This is a genomic window from Flavobacterium hydrocarbonoxydans, from assembly GCF_009789235.1.
Lineage (GTDB): Bacteria > Bacteroidota > Bacteroidia > Flavobacteriales > Flavobacteriaceae > Flavobacterium > Flavobacterium hydrocarbonoxydans.
On sequence record NZ_WSTB01000008.1, the window covers coordinates 238,971 to 254,388 of the forward strand.

10 protein-coding genes are annotated in these 15,418 nt (G+C 37.1%); 6 read left to right on the plus strand and 4 right to left on the minus strand.

All coding sequences use genetic code 11. From position 1 onward, the window contains the following. Positions 1–12: 12 nt before the first annotated feature. Positions 13–1,335 carry a M16 family metallopeptidase gene (locus GON26_RS15295; RefSeq protein WP_160375646.1) on the minus strand — a complete coding sequence of 441 codons (1,323 nt, stop codon included), beginning with the start codon at positions 1,333–1,335 and terminating at the stop codon, positions 13–15. 273 nt (positions 1,336–1,608) lie between these two features. Here GON26_RS15295 and rplU point away from each other — a divergent pair, with 273 nt between their 5' ends. Together rplU and rpmA are read left to right on the plus strand one after the other, a co-directional pair. Further along, entirely contained in the window at positions 1,609–2,052 is a 444-nt protein-coding gene (gene rplU, locus GON26_RS15300) for a 50S ribosomal protein L21 (protein WP_160375647.1), read from the plus strand. A gap of 24 nt (positions 2,053–2,076) precedes the next feature. Continuing rightward, complete coding sequence (rpmA, locus tag GON26_RS15305) at positions 2,077–2,337, plus strand: 50S ribosomal protein L27 (protein ID WP_035685981.1); 261 nt, start codon at positions 2,077–2,079, stop codon at positions 2,335–2,337. A gap of 598 nt (positions 2,338–2,935) precedes the next feature. On the opposite strand, the gene GON26_RS15310 is transcribed toward rpmA, so the two are convergent. Further along, positions 2,936–5,695 carry an AsmA-like C-terminal region-containing protein gene (locus tag GON26_RS15310; RefSeq protein WP_230407946.1) on the minus strand — a complete coding sequence of 920 codons (2,760 nt, stop codon included), beginning with the start codon at positions 5,693–5,695 and terminating at the stop codon, positions 2,936–2,938. A gap of 321 nt (positions 5,696–6,016) precedes the next feature. Here GON26_RS15310 and GON26_RS15315 point away from each other — a divergent pair, with 321 nt between their 5' ends. Genes GON26_RS15315 through GON26_RS15325 form a run of 3 tightly spaced genes read left to right on the plus strand, consistent with a single transcriptional unit; the run spans position 6,017 to position 12,990 of the window. Further along, positions 6,017–10,138, plus strand: coding sequence for a T9SS type B sorting domain-containing protein (locus GON26_RS15315; protein WP_160375648.1), 4,122 nt, complete (start codon positions 6,017–6,019; stop codon positions 10,136–10,138). A 59-nt stretch (positions 10,139–10,197) separates the two neighbouring features. Then, positions 10,198–11,115 carry a PorP/SprF family type IX secretion system membrane protein gene (locus tag GON26_RS15320; RefSeq protein WP_160375649.1) on the plus strand — a complete coding sequence of 306 codons (918 nt, stop codon included), beginning with the start codon at positions 10,198–10,200 and terminating at the stop codon, positions 11,113–11,115. An 18-nt stretch (positions 11,116–11,133) separates the two neighbouring features. Next, positions 11,134–12,990 (plus strand): OmpA family protein, encoded by a 1,857-nt coding sequence (locus tag GON26_RS15325; RefSeq protein ID WP_160375650.1) that lies wholly within the window; start codon positions 11,134–11,136, stop codon positions 12,988–12,990. Positions 12,991–13,031: 41 nt separating this feature from the next. Here the strand turns inward: GON26_RS15325 and miaE are convergent, their stop codons facing one another. Further along, a complete protein-coding gene (gene miaE / locus GON26_RS15330) occupies positions 13,032–13,613 on the minus strand; it encodes a tRNA-(ms[2]io[6]A)-hydroxylase (RefSeq protein WP_160375659.1) in 582 nt (193 codons plus the stop codon). A 153-nt stretch (positions 13,614–13,766) separates the two neighbouring features. Between miaE and GON26_RS15335 the strand changes: the two genes are divergently transcribed. Beyond that, positions 13,767–15,011, plus strand: coding sequence for a glycosyltransferase family 4 protein (locus tag GON26_RS15335; protein WP_160375651.1), 1,245 nt, complete (start codon positions 13,767–13,769; stop codon positions 15,009–15,011). A gap of 81 nt (positions 15,012–15,092) precedes the next feature. Here the strand turns inward: GON26_RS15335 and GON26_RS21685 are convergent. After that, a partial coding sequence (locus tag GON26_RS21685) for a hypothetical protein (RefSeq protein ID WP_230407947.1) occupies positions 15,093–15,418 on the minus strand: 326 nt, incomplete at its 5' end.

Below are 15,418 nucleotides of genomic sequence, written 5' to 3' on the forward strand. Positions count from 1 at the left end.
GATTCGGTACGCTTAGTTTTGAACTTTTTTTGAAGGAACATAATCTAAAATTAAACGCTGATTAGGATTCAGATACTTTTTAGCCACCTCCCTGATTTCTTCCCTTGTAATAGAATGATAAAGGTCAATCTCGGTATTAATTAAGTTTACATCACCGTAAAGCAAATAATACGAGGCTAAATTTTCGGCAATTCCTTCTACGCTTGAATTTGCGTTTACAAAATTGTTATCAAATTTATTTTGCAACTTTTCGTAATCTTTTTCAGAAATCAAATCGGTTTGGATTTTTACAATTTCTTCATCCATTTCTTTTAAGATATCAGCTGTGGTATATTTTTCCATTGGCAATCCGTACAAAATATACATTCCGTAGTCTTCCTGACTAAAACCTACCGCCCCAATCTGAAGCGCCATTTTTTTATCATCAACGATTTTTTTATACAATTTAGAACTTTTTCCATCGCTTAAATAAGACGAAATCAAATCTAAAACCCTGGCATCACGTGTTTTCATCGATGGCGTTCTATAGGTCGCCACCACCATCGGAATTTGGATATTCGGGTCTTCGTAAGTTGCTTTTATTGTTTGGTTAATCGGTTCTTCAACAAAAGTTTGTTTTTTAACTTCCTCTCCTTTCGGAATTACTCCAAAATATTTCTGAATCCATTCTTTAGCTTTCGCTTTATCAAAATCACCGGCAACTACTAAAACGGCATTATTAGGCGTATAGAATTTTTTATTGAATGCCTGAAATTCTTCAAGAGTAGCGGCATCCAAATCTTTCATAGAACCAATAGTCGTCCAGCGATACGGATGGTTTTTGAACATGTTTTTTTTAACCTCAGGCAAAATATTTCCGTAAGGCTGATTGTCGTAACGCATTCTTTTTTCTTCCTTAACTACTTCATTTTGTGTATCAACACCAATTTTATTAATTACAGGATGCAGCAATCGCTCCGATTCCATCCATAAACCCAGCTCTAAACTATTAGAAGGAAAAACTTCGTAATAATAAGTCCGGTCATCATTTGTATTGGCATTGTTTACACCTCCATTGGCCGTAACAATCTTCATCCATTCGCCACGTTTGATGTTTTGAGTACCTTCAAATAACAAATGTTCGAAGAAATGTGCAAATCCTGTTCTGTCCGGACGCTCATCTTTTGCCCCCACATGATACATTACAGAAGTAATTACAACCGGAGCAGATGGATCGTTATGCAAAATAACATGCAGGCCGTTATCTAAATTGTATTCCTCGAAAGCTACTTTTTGAGCATGAGCTACTCCGCCGAGCATGAGTGCAGCACTTAATATCATTATAGAATTTTTCATAAAAGATTAATAATTTTAGTTACCTTAATAAATAGGTATCCAAGAGTTGAATATCGTTACATCAAAAATACCTTTTTTTAATTAGTATTTGAGACAGATGACGTATTTAGCAAATATTTTAACACTATTATACAGCTAATAAAAACCAAAATCTCTTTAAAACACTTTGAAAAAGAGCCTTTAAGCAGAAAAAAATAAATTTGAAATAAGGGATTGCATAGTAAATTATTAATTGTATATTTGCAACCTTAAAAATCAATAAATCAATTTGGTATGTATGCAATCGTAGAGATAGCAGGGCAACAATTTAAAGTAAGCAAAGACTTAAAGGTTTATGTTCACCGTTTGGCTAACGAAGAAGGTTCAAAAGTTTCTTTTGACAAAGTTCTTTTATTAGACGATAACGGAAACGTAACTTTAGGCGCCCCAGCTATAGAAGGTGCTTCAGTAGAAGCTAAAGTGTTACAACACTTAAAAGGAGATAAAGTAATCGTTTTCAAAAAGAAAAGAAGAAAAGGTTACAAAAAGAGAAATGGTCACAGACAATATCTTACTCAAATTGTAATTGAAGGTATTACTGCAGCAGGTGGAGCTAAAAAAGCAGCAGCTAAAAAAGCGGTTGTAGCAGAAGATGCTCCGGCAACTGAAGTTGAAGCAGCTCCAAAAGCAAAAAAAGCAGCAGCTCCAAAAGCAAAAAAAGAAGCTACTAAAGAATAATAACAATATTTAAACTCATACGTCATGGCTCACAAGAAAGGTGTCGGTAGTTCGAAGAATGGTAGAGAATCAGAATCAAAACGTTTAGGCGTTAAGATTTTTGGTGGTCAAGCTGCTATTGCTGGGAACATCATCGTTAGACAAAGAGGTTCAAAACATAACCCAGGTGAAAATGTTTACATCAGTAAAGATCACACACTACACGCAAGAGTAGCTGGAGTTGTTAAGTTCCAAAAGAAAAGAGATAACAAATCTTATGTATCTATCCTTCCATTCGAAGCATAATCATTAGACTACTTATTACAAAACCCGTTCTGAAAAGAGCGGGTTTTTTGTTTTTATGGCTTTTAACCATATAAGTTATATAAGAGAATTTAAGTTTACTCAGGTTTTGTGGTTTAGTTCATAAAAGGTTATGCTTATTTTTTGTCCTCCGATTTCTATGATAAAACCAAATCTTTTTTAGGAGCTAATCCCGCTATTCGTTGCAATCTTTTGTTTTTTAAAGAAAAAAACAAAAGGATTTCCACTTCTATCGGGGCTAGGGCATCCGTTTTCAAAAGAAAGTTTTCTGCTAGTTTGTCATTTCGGAACGAGGACACGAGCGATAGCGAACTGGCGAAGCAATCTCTGCGAGTAGCTCGACAAAGATAAATGAGTTTCTATACAGTTGTAGCGTGGTTTACTTTCGTCAGAAATTGGAATTTGGACACGAACGATAGTAAACATAAGCAGTAAATCACAAAAGTTAACCAAATAAGATTAGTTTGTCATTCCGCAGGAATCCCAGCATGGTAAACACATAATTTAGAGATTCCTACGGAATGACAAGTTTTGAAGACAATTGGAATTTGGAGTTTTAAAAATTTGGGATTTAACCCTTCTATTCCTCAGTATCCTCGGTTTCCTCTAAACCTTCGGTTTTGCGCCCCACTTTTACTTTAGGCTTATCCTGAGTTCCGGTAACCGTTAGCGGAATTCCGAAAATACCTAACGGAGGTAATCCTAAACGCATTTTCAGGTTAAGTTTTCCATCAAGACTTGTGGTTCCTTCGATTCTGGGTCTGAAACCGGCAAACTTAAATTTAAAACGCTCTATCGTCATGATGTTATTTTTGACCGTGCTTTTGATTTCTACTTTAGAAAGATCCGGATTTTTCATAGCCTCAGAACTGGTCTCCTTACTTACAGCATTAAACATTTTTAATCCTCTCACTTTTACGTCTTTTACAGAAAGCGTTCCTCCTCCTACGAGCGAAGGATAAACCGGATCCATGTTGGCATTCAGTCTTCCCTTCAGCTGATAGTCCAAAGCAACAATTCCCTGTGCTTTTTCAGCCGCACTGGCCATTTTTCTAAACACTTCAATTTCGTTGTAAGCCCTTTTAATATCAAAATCGGTAGCTTTTATACCATAATCAAAATTTGCTTTTTTAGGCGTGACAGCCTGATAATTTGCATTCATAGACACGGTACAGCCAATCAGGTTGAAACCAGTATTTTTCATACTTAAAAGACCTTTATTCATCTTCAAATCACCTGTTGCATTCTGAAGCAATAATTTATCAAAATTTACTTTTTGTGCCGTAGCCATTAAGTGCAGATTCAGGTTTGTAGGGATAATAATTACACCTTTTTCTTTTGCGGCAGACGAAGACGTTTCTTTAGTTTCGGTTTTGGTCACAGTAGTATTTGGCGGTGTACTCGACATGAATTCATCAACATTAATATATTTTGCCGATACTTTAAAAGCTCCTTTTAAAACTCCTGTCTTTGTCGTTACATAATTAAATACATTTTGCAAATAACCATTCATTTTAAAATCAGATTGTCCGTAGGCCGCCAAAAAGTTGTTAAACGACATCTTGTCCTGATTAATTTTGAAAATTCCTTCTTTGATGATGAATTTTTTAGGCAAATATTCTGAGGCTATACCAATATTTCTAAGCTCCAGCGTTCCTTTATTGTACAACTTACTGTAATTGCCTTTTTCGGCATCGCTTTGCTTGCCTTTTAAAACTAAATCGGCTTTTATAGAACCATCTAAATCCAGTCCTTTTTGGGAGAAAACTTTATAAATCCTGCTGATATCCAATTCGCCTTTTGCCGTAATATCATAATTCAAATCATCAAAATTGCTTAAATCAGCCGTTACGAAAACTGGTTTTCCTTCAAAGGTAAACTGCGTGGGTTTCAGACTTACTTTTAAGTCGTCAAAAGTTCCTTTTTTATTTTCGATTTTCGATTTTACCGTAATGTTTGTAATGGCGTTTGGGTAATATTTAGTTTTCACATAACCGTTCTCTAAGTCAACCTGCCCTTTTATTACAGGTAAAAGCTTGTTTTTCTGATCAAACTTTCCGTTTGCTTTTACATCCCCAATCAAAAAACCTTTTAATTCTAAATCTGGAATCCCGAGTGCTTTATCTAGTTTTTCAAGGTTAATTTTGGCTTTAAAATCAGCTTTTATTTCAGGAGTTGTCATTCCCTCCATATAAAAACTGGATTTCAAATAATCCTGATTGATATTCAAGGATAAATTTCGGGCATCCACTACCAAAAGTTCAGGATTTAGTGATAATACTTTTGTGGTAAGATCTAAATTTAAGTTTGAAACCGGAAAAGCACTTTTATTATAATTGACAAATCCGTTGTTTATTTTGAGGTCTAAATTAAGATCCGGAGCCAGATTTTGCGAAACTATATATTTTCCTTTTAAGGTAAACTGCAGATTAGTATTTCCTTTTATCTCGGTTTTAGAAAGCCAGGTAATATATTTTGGAGGGAAAGCGGTAAAAACATCATGCAGGTCGCTGTTGTTTGATTTTATAACAAAATCCATATTGTAGCCTTCTTTCAAAATATCAAATTTTCCAATAAAATCGACCAAAAGATCATTGATTTTTAAGTTGTTCTGCTGAAAAAAGAACGACAATGAATTGATATTTACTTTGGTAATTAAATCTGCATCTACTTTTTTGTTCATTAAATACGGCTCGTTTTCATAAACGATATTCAGTTTCTCTATTTTAGCTTTTGAATATAAATCGAATATTGCTTCGTTCAAATCTCCCTTTCCTAAATAGTTAAAACCAAAAGCATCAAAATGAACTTTAGCCGATAAATCATCATAAACGATTTTACTGTTTATGATTTCTATTTTCTCTAGTTTTAAAGCAGAATCCGAACTGTCTTTTACTTTTTCCTGTTGTACAGAAGATTTATAAACATTGTAATTTGCTTCTCCTTTTTGATTGACTTTTACATTAATAAAAGAATTTGATAAATAGATCTGATCGATTTTTACGGTTTCGCTAAAAATCAAACTTGATACATTTATTCCAAAAGAAACTTCTTTGGCGGTAATAAATTTTTCGTTTTGATAAGGAGCCGATCCGTTTAAACTTAAATCATTTAGAGTAAGCGTCAGAGAAGGAAAATGCTGAAAAAACGAAACCGAAACATCCGAGTAATTGAGTTCAGCATTCAGTTTTTCGTTCGCGGTCTTTTTTATCTGTTCTTTTATTTTATCTGAAAAAACAATGGGGGTAAGAAATAATAATGCCAATACAACTGCAAAAGTGATTCCGATGTATTTTGCTGTTTTAAATAAAATGGATTTGAATTTACTTTTTGACATCATGAAAAGCATTAAGTTTTGGAAAATACAACTGAATTTAATAGTAGAAAAATCACAACTTTTTTAAAGAAATAATATAAAGAAATTGTTGTATATTTCTGTTGAAATATGACTATTCAAAAGTAATTAAAAAACGCCTAAAATTAAGTATTCCAAATCCTTATTTTTGATGATTTATTTCTGTTAGACAGTTCATTTTTCTTTCAGTTTTTTGAAATTTATTTCTAAATCTATTCTAAGGATTAAACCTTACCTTTGTAAAGACATTCTAATGATGATTTATATCGGATTCCTGACTATTTGTATCATCAAAAATGCAATTTTATGAAACAAAAAATACTTCTTTTTTTATTATTTCAATTTCTAAGCGGAAGTACTTTATTTGCTTCTGCAAAATATATCAAAACTCCGAATGCGTATGGCTCAGCAGCAAATTACACTTTGCTGGATACCATTAAAAAAAACAAAAAAACGGTTAAAACGTCTAAAACAGCAAAGACAACAAAATTTGCAATCGTTCTGCCTCCCCCAACAGTAACGCCCGGAAGTACTTGTACAACTGGCACTACTATTAACCAGGTGAATCTGTTTGCTGTAGGCAGCACTATGAGCCAAACAATCGAATGGTACAGTAGTCAAACCGCAACAGTTCCTGTATATATTGGCAATTTTTTCTCACCAAATATTAACACCACCACCACGTACTATGTACAAAGCAAACAAGGAACAGATGTAAGCATCCGAATTCCTGTTGTCGCTTCGGTTTACAGAAAAGCACCCAATGTTACCATGACATCGGTTCCTGCAAATGATCCCGCAATACCCATTTGCGAAGGAACTCCAGTAACATTTACCGCACTAAGAGGAGGGAATTTATTTGAATTTTCAGTAGATGGCGTTGTACAGCAAGCCATGTCATCAAATCGCGTTTTTACCAGCAGCACTTTGACCAATGGACAAATGGTAAGACTTCGAACCAGATATGAAACTATTCTCAACGGAAACATTTCAGATCTTGCTTATGGTGCTAATATAGAAGACAATAAAGAAAGTGCCATATTATCAGCCAATGCAGCCGGAGCTTATATCAATTCAATTAAAATTAGTCCCGCAGAAAATGATTTAGTTTTTGGAATTTCTGGAAAATTAACGGCTAATAAAAGCTTATTGTTATTTTTAGATACAAAAACCGGAGGATTTTCGGCTTCAAATTACGGAGATGATCTTGATAGTCCAGTACTAAGAGGCTTTAATTATTTTAACAACAATCCCAGCACTTTTGACTCTTATTTTTTACCGGACTATTGTTTGTCTGTTAGTAGTGATGCCAGCGGAACGACTTTTTCAGCTGATTTAATCGAATTAAAAACCGGGCAATCTACCCGTTTTCCGTTAGGAACCGCTATGCATTTAGTGCCAAGTGCATCCTTTGCTGTAAATACATTAAATAGCGGAATTACAGATTACAACAGAGGATTTGAAATTGTAGTACCAAAAATGCTTCTGGGATATTTTACCGGAGACATCAAACTCTTTGGGTTTACCATGCACGATACCAGCGAAACCGATTATAGCGTTACCAATTCGTTTGTAAGTCCTGAACTTACGAACACCATAGATTACGGCACTGCTGCAGTAGATTATAATTTGCAGGATCCAAACCCTATTATCATTGCTTCGTCTGCATTGATACCTTGTTATTCGGATTTTAATATGATTATGAATATTAGTCCCCCACCTTCTACGGCGAGTACTGGTCCTGATCAGGCAACTTGTAGTTTAACAAGTGATCCGTTAGGAGGAAACACTCCAGCAATTGGTACCGGCAACTGGTCTTTAAAATCAGGCCCTACAGGAGCTACTGTTACCTTTAGCACTCCATCAAGCGGATCAGCTACAGCAACTGTCAGCCAGTCCGGAACCTATGTTTTTACCTGGTCTGTTTCTAACGGTTCCTGTCCGCCCAGTACTGCAGATATCACCGTCAATTATAATGATATTGGAAACCCTGTTGTTGAAACCATTAAACAGCCAAGCTGTACTAACCCAACCGGAAGTGTTTTAATTTCAGGACTTGTTGGAGCCTGGACCATCACTCCTTCAATAGGAACGACTGTTACAGGCAATACTAGTTCGTATGAATTTACCAATCTGACACCTGATACAACGTATACTTTTACTGTTTCCAACACTGGCGGCTGCACGACCATAACTTTACAAGCTGTTATAAATCCTATTCCGGCTACTCCTGTACTGCCCTCAACAGCGTCTGTAACGCAACCAACCTGTGCTATAACAGTAGGAACTATTACTATTAGCCCACAAAGTGGAATGGAATATAGTTTAGATGGTATTACCTATCAAACCTCAAATGTTTTTAATTTTTTAGATCCTGGTAATTATACTTTATATATTCGGAATGCAGTTGATACGGCTTGTGCCTCTGCCTCCACAATAGCGGTTACCATAAATCCGATTCCTTCAACACCTGATTCTCCACGATTAATTGGCATCATACCCATCACTTGTACGGATCCAACAGCAACCATCGGAATTGTAGCTCAAAGCAATGTAGAATACAGTATTGACGGAATCAACTATCAGGCTTCTAATATCTTTTCTGGATTAACAGCCGGTTTTTATTCTCTTTATGTGCGTAATATTGCTGACACCACCTGCGATATTGCATCAGCTTCAACAGTTGAAATTAAAGCAGCGCCTACTACGCCCGCCTCTCCCGTTATAGAAAACACTGTACAGCCAACTTGCGGAACTCCTTCAGGAACAATTACTGTTGTCGCCCAAACCGACATGGAATATAGCATTGACGGTATTAATTACCAAACCTCTAATAGTTTCTCTGGATTAGCGCCTGGCAATTACACCCTCTATATTCGAAATATGCTGGACTCGTCTTGTCAAAGTACGGTAACAGCAACTGCTACAATAAATAACATTCCTGCTCCTCCCGCAATTCCGGTTGCTAGCGCTACTACACAGCCTACATGCGCTGCTCCGTCAGGAACGATTGTTATTACAGCACAAACAGGAGTAGAATATAGTCTGGATGGAATCACATTTCAGGCTTCTAATACGTTTTCAAATGTAATTTCCGGTGCCTACAATTTATATGTCAGAAACACTACTGACACAAGCTGCTCAAGCATTTCAGTCTCCTCCATTACAATCAATCCTGTTCCAACACCACCACTTATTCCGGTAGTTGAAAATATTACACAGCCTAGCTGTGCTATTCCGTCAGGAGCAATTGTTATCCTGCCACAAACGGATGCTGAATATAGTCTGGACGGTATTACTTTTCAGGCATCAAACAGTTTTTCAGGATTAAATCCGGGAGATTATACTTTGTATATCCGAAACAGTATTGATCAAACTTGCTTAACAGCATCGGCACTTCCTGAAACAATAGAAACTGTTCCTCCTTTACCGCTAAATCCAACAGCTGAAAGTGTAATTCAGCCTACCTGTTTAGTTCCTTCAGGTACGATAACTATTGCCATTCAAAATAGTGTTGAATACAGTTTAGACGGTATTACGTATCAGACTTCTAATGTTTTTCCGAATTTAGTTCCAAATACTTATTCTTTATTTATCAGAAATGCTACAGATAACACTTGCGAAACACTAGGAAGTACAGATGTAATCATTCAGCCTATTCCGTCATTGCCTGCCGTTCCCACTTTGGCACAAATCAATCAGCCTAATTGTAGTGTATCAACGGGTAGTGTCTCGATTACGCCACAAAGCGATGTAGAATACAGTATCGGACAAGCTTATCAGGACAGTCCGGAATTCAGCAATTTAGCTCCCGGCAATTATACCTTAAGCGTTCGTTTTAAAACAAGTACCGAATGTGTTTCAACAGGAAATCCTTTTACAATTAATGCTGTACCCGGAGAAATTCAGTTTGAAATTAAAGGCGATTGCGACGGAACATCTTATATTCTAACGGCGAATCCATTAGCTGGATCTTATGATCCGGACACGGTTTCCTACCAATGGAAAGATCAGTCAGGTACTGTAGTAGGATCTAATTCGAATACCTTAAATATTTCGGAAATTAATAATTCTAATGCCGTATATCCATTGCAGTTTTCACTGACTGTAACACCGGATGCTGCAAGCTGTAGCGCTACTAATACTATTGTAGTAACATCTGCTTTTTGTAACATTCAAAAAGGAATCTCTCCTGACGGAAATGCCGCCAACAGCTTTTTTGATTTAAGAAATATGGGGGTAAAAAATTTAGAAGTCTTTGACCGATACGGAATTCAGGTCTATCACCAGTCTAATTATAGCGATCAGTGGAGAGGACAATCTGATAAAGGAGAATCACTGCCAACAGCAACTTATTATTACGTAATTCAGTTGGAAAGCGGTGAAAGCAAAACTGGCTGGATTTACCTGATTAGAGGCAATAATTAATTTTTGAAGTTGATTTTAAAACAGTATCTCTTCAGGAAACAAACAAAATACACATTCGCATGAACAAAATATATCTCATCCTTTTATTAATTCTTATGGCTTTCGCCGATGCCACAGCGCAGCAGGATCCGCATTATACACAATATATGTATAATATGAATATCATTAATCCAGCCTATGCCGGATCTAAAGAAAGTCTGTCATTGGGAATGCTGTACAGAAAACAATGGGTTAATATTCAGGACGCACCGCGAACACTTACCTTTTCAGGAAGTACGCCTGTAGGCAAAAATGTAGGTGTCGGATTGTCGTTTATTTCAGATAAAATTGGGCCTGTCGAAGAACAAAATGTGTACGGGGATTTCTCTTATACGCTTCATATCAACGAAACGGCCAGACTGGCTTTAGGATTAAAAGCCGGAGCTTCTTTTCATAGGGTCGGACTACGTGATATTGCTTCGACATTGCCAGATCCGAGCGAAGGTATTTTTGGACAGGATATTAGTGATGCTTCATTGAATTTTGGTGCGGGTGCTTTTTATTATACAGATCATTATTATGTGGCATTTTCGGTTCCAAATATCATGCAGTCTGCACATCTGGATTTCAACGGAAGAGAATACGGTTCAGATGTTTCGCATTATTTCCTGACTGCTGGTTATGTTTTTGATCTGAATTACGAATTAAAATTTAAACCTTCATTTATGCTTAAATCGGCATTTAATGTATCGCCTTCTTTAGATCTGTCAGCCAATTTTTTATATAGGGAAATAATAGAATTAGGTGCTACCTACCGATTAGAAGATAGTTTTGGAGCCATGATTAATTTTGCTGTTACACCTGAACTTCGAATTGGATATGCTTACGACCATACCATTTCAGATTTAAAGGTTACTGCGCCATCATCGCATGAAATTATCATCCTGTATGATTTGTTTACGAAGAAACAGGTTTCACGTTCTCCAAGATTTTTCTAAATTTAATAAGACCGTTAAATGAAAAAATATAGCCTTTTATTGTTTTTTGTGTTATTGAATTTTACACTTTTGGCACAAAACAAAAACACCAAAACTGCCGATAAACTTTTTATCAGACATGAATATGTGGCTGCTATTAAAGAATACCAAAAACTGGCTGATCAGTCCAAAGCAGATGGTTATGTATATAAACAACTGGCTGAATCTTATGGTTATACTGAAAATACTGTGGAGGCGGAAAAATGGTATGCAGAAGCCATAAAATCTAAACAGGAAGCGGAAACCTATTATAAATATGCTCAGGTCTTGAAAGAAAACGGGAAGTATGAAGAAGCCAATAGGCAACTCAAAACCTTTGCCGATTTGATGCCAAATGATCCCAGAACCCAATTGTTTTTAGAGCATCCTGATTATATTTCAAAACTTAATTCGATCAAGAAACAATTTGAAATAACGCCATTAACCATCAACTCCAACCGATCAGATTTTGGAGCTGTTCTACATGACAAGACACTTTATTTTACAAGTGCTCGAAACGAAAAAAGTAAACTATACGGCTGGAACAACGAACCTTATTTAGATTTATATACTTCGGAATATCAGGCTGGCGGAACTTTTTCTGAACCAGCAGCCATCACCGAACTCAATACTATTTATCATGAAGGACCTGCGACAATTAGTAAAGACGGTACCGTCCTCTATTTTTCGAGTGAAAGTTTTAATGAAAAACTATTCGATAAAGACAAAACCAAACGATTAAAACTAGGTCAGGTTATTTTGTACAAAGCCACTCATGAAGATGGAAAATGGAGTCACAAAACACCATTAGCCATTAACAGCAAAAGTTATTCTGTTGGAAATCCATCCATTGCTGCTGATGGAAAGACCTTGTACTTTTCATCAGATATGCCGGGTTCTGTAGGAGGCGCTGATATCTGGAAAGTGAATCTGAATGCTGATGGTACTTTTGGTAATCCTGAAAACTTAGGAACTCAGATTAATACTGTAGGAGATGAAAACTTCCCTTTTATTACGGATAGCGGCATTCTTTATTTTGCTTCGAATACCTTAATTGGTTTTGGTGGTTATGATATTTTCTCTGCTAATTTAAATACAAATGCAGTTCCGGTAAATGTAGGTAAACCAGTGAATTCTGAAAAGGATGACTTTGCCTTTTCTTTTTATGAAGATAATAAACTGGGCTTTGTTTCCAGCAACCGTTTAGGATCAGATGATATTTTCAGTTTGCTTCCGGTTTGTGAAGAACAGCTTACTACTGTTGTAAAAGATGCTAAAGCTGGAACAGTGATCTCTAATGCCAAAGTGGTTATTTTAGATCAGAATGATGCTGTAGTAACGACCTTGTTCTCTAATGATGAAGGCGAGATTTTATACATCGGCGAATGCCAGAAAACATATAATATTCAGATTTATAAAGACGGATTTATCACCCAGACACTTCCTCTTACGAATAGCAAAAGCGCCTTATCAGTAGCTTTAACGCCACTAGATGTAAAAGTAACCGAAACCGAAATTGTGCTAAATCCGATATATTTTGATTTGAATAAAAGCATTATTACCCAACAGGCAGCTTCGGAACTGGATAAGCTGGTTTATATCATGTCGCAAAACCAGGAACTGAAGATATTGGTAAAATCGCATACGGATTCCCAGGCTGATGCCGAATACAATTTGAAATTATCCGACAGAAGAGCAACTGCCACAGTAGCGTATATTATTTCTAAAGGAATACATCCGGAAAGGGTATCCTCAAAAGGTCTTGGAGAATCAGAGCCTAAAGTAGCTTGCGGAGACCATTGTACCGAAGCTGAAAATGCACTTAACAGACGCTCGGAGTTTATGATCGTAAAATAACAGCCTGACAGCTTATAAAAACCTGTCAGGCTTTGGTTTTATTATCCGTGTACGGTTTCGTTTTTTCCGTAATTGGTGATGATCGAACCTTCAAACTCGATCCATTCTTTCCAGCGCTTATCAACATCAACATTATCTGCATATTTGCGGGCAAAACCCAGGAAAGTAGTATAATGTCCTGCTTCTGAAATCATTAAATCACGATAGAATTTAGCTAATTCCGGATCCTGAATATTCTCCGAAAGCACTTTAAAACGCTCACAGCTCCTGGCTTCGATCATTGCCGAAAACAGCAAACGATCACATAGCGCATCTTTACGGCTGCCATCCTTTTTCATGAATTTAAAAAGCTCATTTACATAATGGTCCTTACGTTCGCGGCCTAATGTGAGTCCTCGTTTTTTAATCACATCATGTACCATTTGCAAATGCTCCAGCTCTTCTCTTGCAATGACCAGCATCTCGGTAACCAATTCTTCTAATTCCGAATTATACGTAATGAGACTAATCGCATTGGAAGCTGCTTTTTGTTCGCACCACGCATGATCCGTCAAAATTTCTTCGATATTCGATTCGACTATGTTTACCCAACGAGGGTCGGTAGCTAATTTTAATCCTAACATGATTTCCTGAGAATTTGTTCCCTGCAAAATTAGTCTTTTTATCACCAAATTGGGTTTATATGATGCAATTGCCATCAAAATAGTCTTATTTTGCAGTATAAAATAGCAAATAAGTACTTGTAGCACCTGCAAATAATATTTTGAATCCCTGAAATGAATCCACACAAAAAGCTTTTAATAATTGGTTTTGTCTGGCCTGAGCCTCAATCCTCAGCTGCCGGTGGCCGTATGATGCAGTTGATTTCGCTTTTACAGGCAGATGGTTTTGACATAACGTTTGCAAGCCCTGCACAGGATAGCGATTTCATGGTTGATCTGGCCGAATATGGTGTAACCAAAGCAGCTATAGCATTAAACAGCTCCAGCTTTGATGCGTTTATAATCGACCTGGATCCGGACGTTGTTTTATTTGATCGGTTTATGATTGAGGAGCAATTTGGCTGGCGTGTTGCCGAAAATTGCCCAAGAGCCATTCGGTTATTAGATACCGAAGATTTGCATTGTCTGCGAACGGCACGTCAAAAAGCGTTCAAAGAAAACAGGACTTTTCAACTGCATGATTTGTTAGTAGAAGAAGTAGCCAAACGGGAAATCGCGAGTATTTTACGTTGCGATTTGTCACTTATTATTTCTGGTTTTGAGATGAATCTGCTACAGGAGGTTTTCAAAATCGATCCGGCTTTACTTTTTTACCTGCCTTTTCTTGTGGATGAAATATCAGAAGAGGACTTAGAAAAACTACCTTCATTTGAAGAACGAAGCAACTTTGTTTTTATCGGAAATTTTCTTCATGAACCTAATTGGAATACGGTTCAATACTTAAAAGAAACCATTTGGCCTTTAATCAGAAAAGATTTTCCTGAAGCAGTTTTAGACGTCTATGGTGCGTATCCTTCGCAAAAAGTATTGCAATTACATCAGCCTAAAAATGGTTTTTATATTAATGGAAGAGCCGCAGACGCAACTGAAGTGGTGAAGAATGCAAGGGTAGTTTTGGCACCTATTCGCTTTGGCGCAGGCCTGAAAGGAAAATTACTCGAAGCCATGCAATGCGGAACGCCAAGTGTAACCTCAACAACCGGAGCCGAAGCCATGCACGCTGATTGGCATTGGAATGGATTTATTACTGATGATGTTCAGGAATTCTCCAAAAAGGCAATTGCCTTGTATCAGGACGAAAAAATCTGGAAACAAGCCCAGCAAAACGGAATTGAAATTATCCGGAACTGTTACCAGAAAGATTCTTTTTCAGGCAAACTACTAGACGTGATACACTCCTTAATTAAAGATCCTGAAGCACATCGGCTACATAATTTTATGGGAAGTCTGTTGCAGCATCACACCCTAAAAAGTACGAAGTACATGGCGAAATGGATAGAAGCCAAGAATAACAACTAAGCTCCTCCCTTACCGAAACCTACCGTTTCACGATACAATTGTGGCGACACATTAGCGTTTGTTTTAAAAAACGCAATCATACTATTCAAAAACTTCCTTATTGCCGTTCCAACCTCCATAATTGACGTTCCAGACTCCATGTATGAGGTCCAAAGGTCCGTGTTTGACGTTCCAGACTCCATGAACGACGTTCCAAGCTCCGTTTATGAGGTTCCAGACTCCATCTATGGGGTTCAAAGGTCCGTGTTTGGGGTTCCGAGGTCCATGTATGGGGTTCCGAGGTCCATGTTTGAGGTTCCAGACCCCATCTTTGTGGTTCGAGACGTCAAATTCGGGGTTCCAGACGTCAACATTGGGGTTCCAGACGTCATCATCGGGGTTCCAGACGTCAGATTTGGGGTTCACAA

Coding starts and splice junctions, on each gene's coding strand:
- GON26_RS15295 (WP_160375646.1), bottom strand. CDS start 1,335: ATGAAAAATTCTATAATGATATTAAGTGCTGCACTCATGCTCGGCGGA.
- rplU (WP_160375647.1), top strand. CDS start 1,609: ATGTATGCAATCGTAGAGATAGCAGGGCAACAATTTAAAGTAAGCAAA.
- rpmA (WP_035685981.1), top strand. CDS start 2,077: ATGGCTCACAAGAAAGGTGTCGGTAGTTCGAAGAATGGTAGAGAATCA.
- GON26_RS15310 (WP_230407946.1), bottom strand. CDS start 5,695: ATGATGTCAAAAAGTAAATTCAAATCCATTTTATTTAAAACAGCAAAA.
- GON26_RS15315 (WP_160375648.1), top strand. CDS start 6,017: ATGAAACAAAAAATACTTCTTTTTTTATTATTTCAATTTCTAAGCGGA.
- GON26_RS15320 (WP_160375649.1), top strand. CDS start 10,198: ATGAACAAAATATATCTCATCCTTTTATTAATTCTTATGGCTTTCGCC.
- GON26_RS15325 (WP_160375650.1), top strand. CDS start 11,134: ATGAAAAAATATAGCCTTTTATTGTTTTTTGTGTTATTGAATTTTACA.
- miaE (WP_160375659.1), bottom strand. CDS start 13,613: ATGTTAGGATTAAAATTAGCTACCGACCCTCGTTGGGTAAACATAGTC.
- GON26_RS15335 (WP_160375651.1), top strand. CDS start 13,767: ATGAATCCACACAAAAAGCTTTTAATAATTGGTTTTGTCTGGCCTGAG.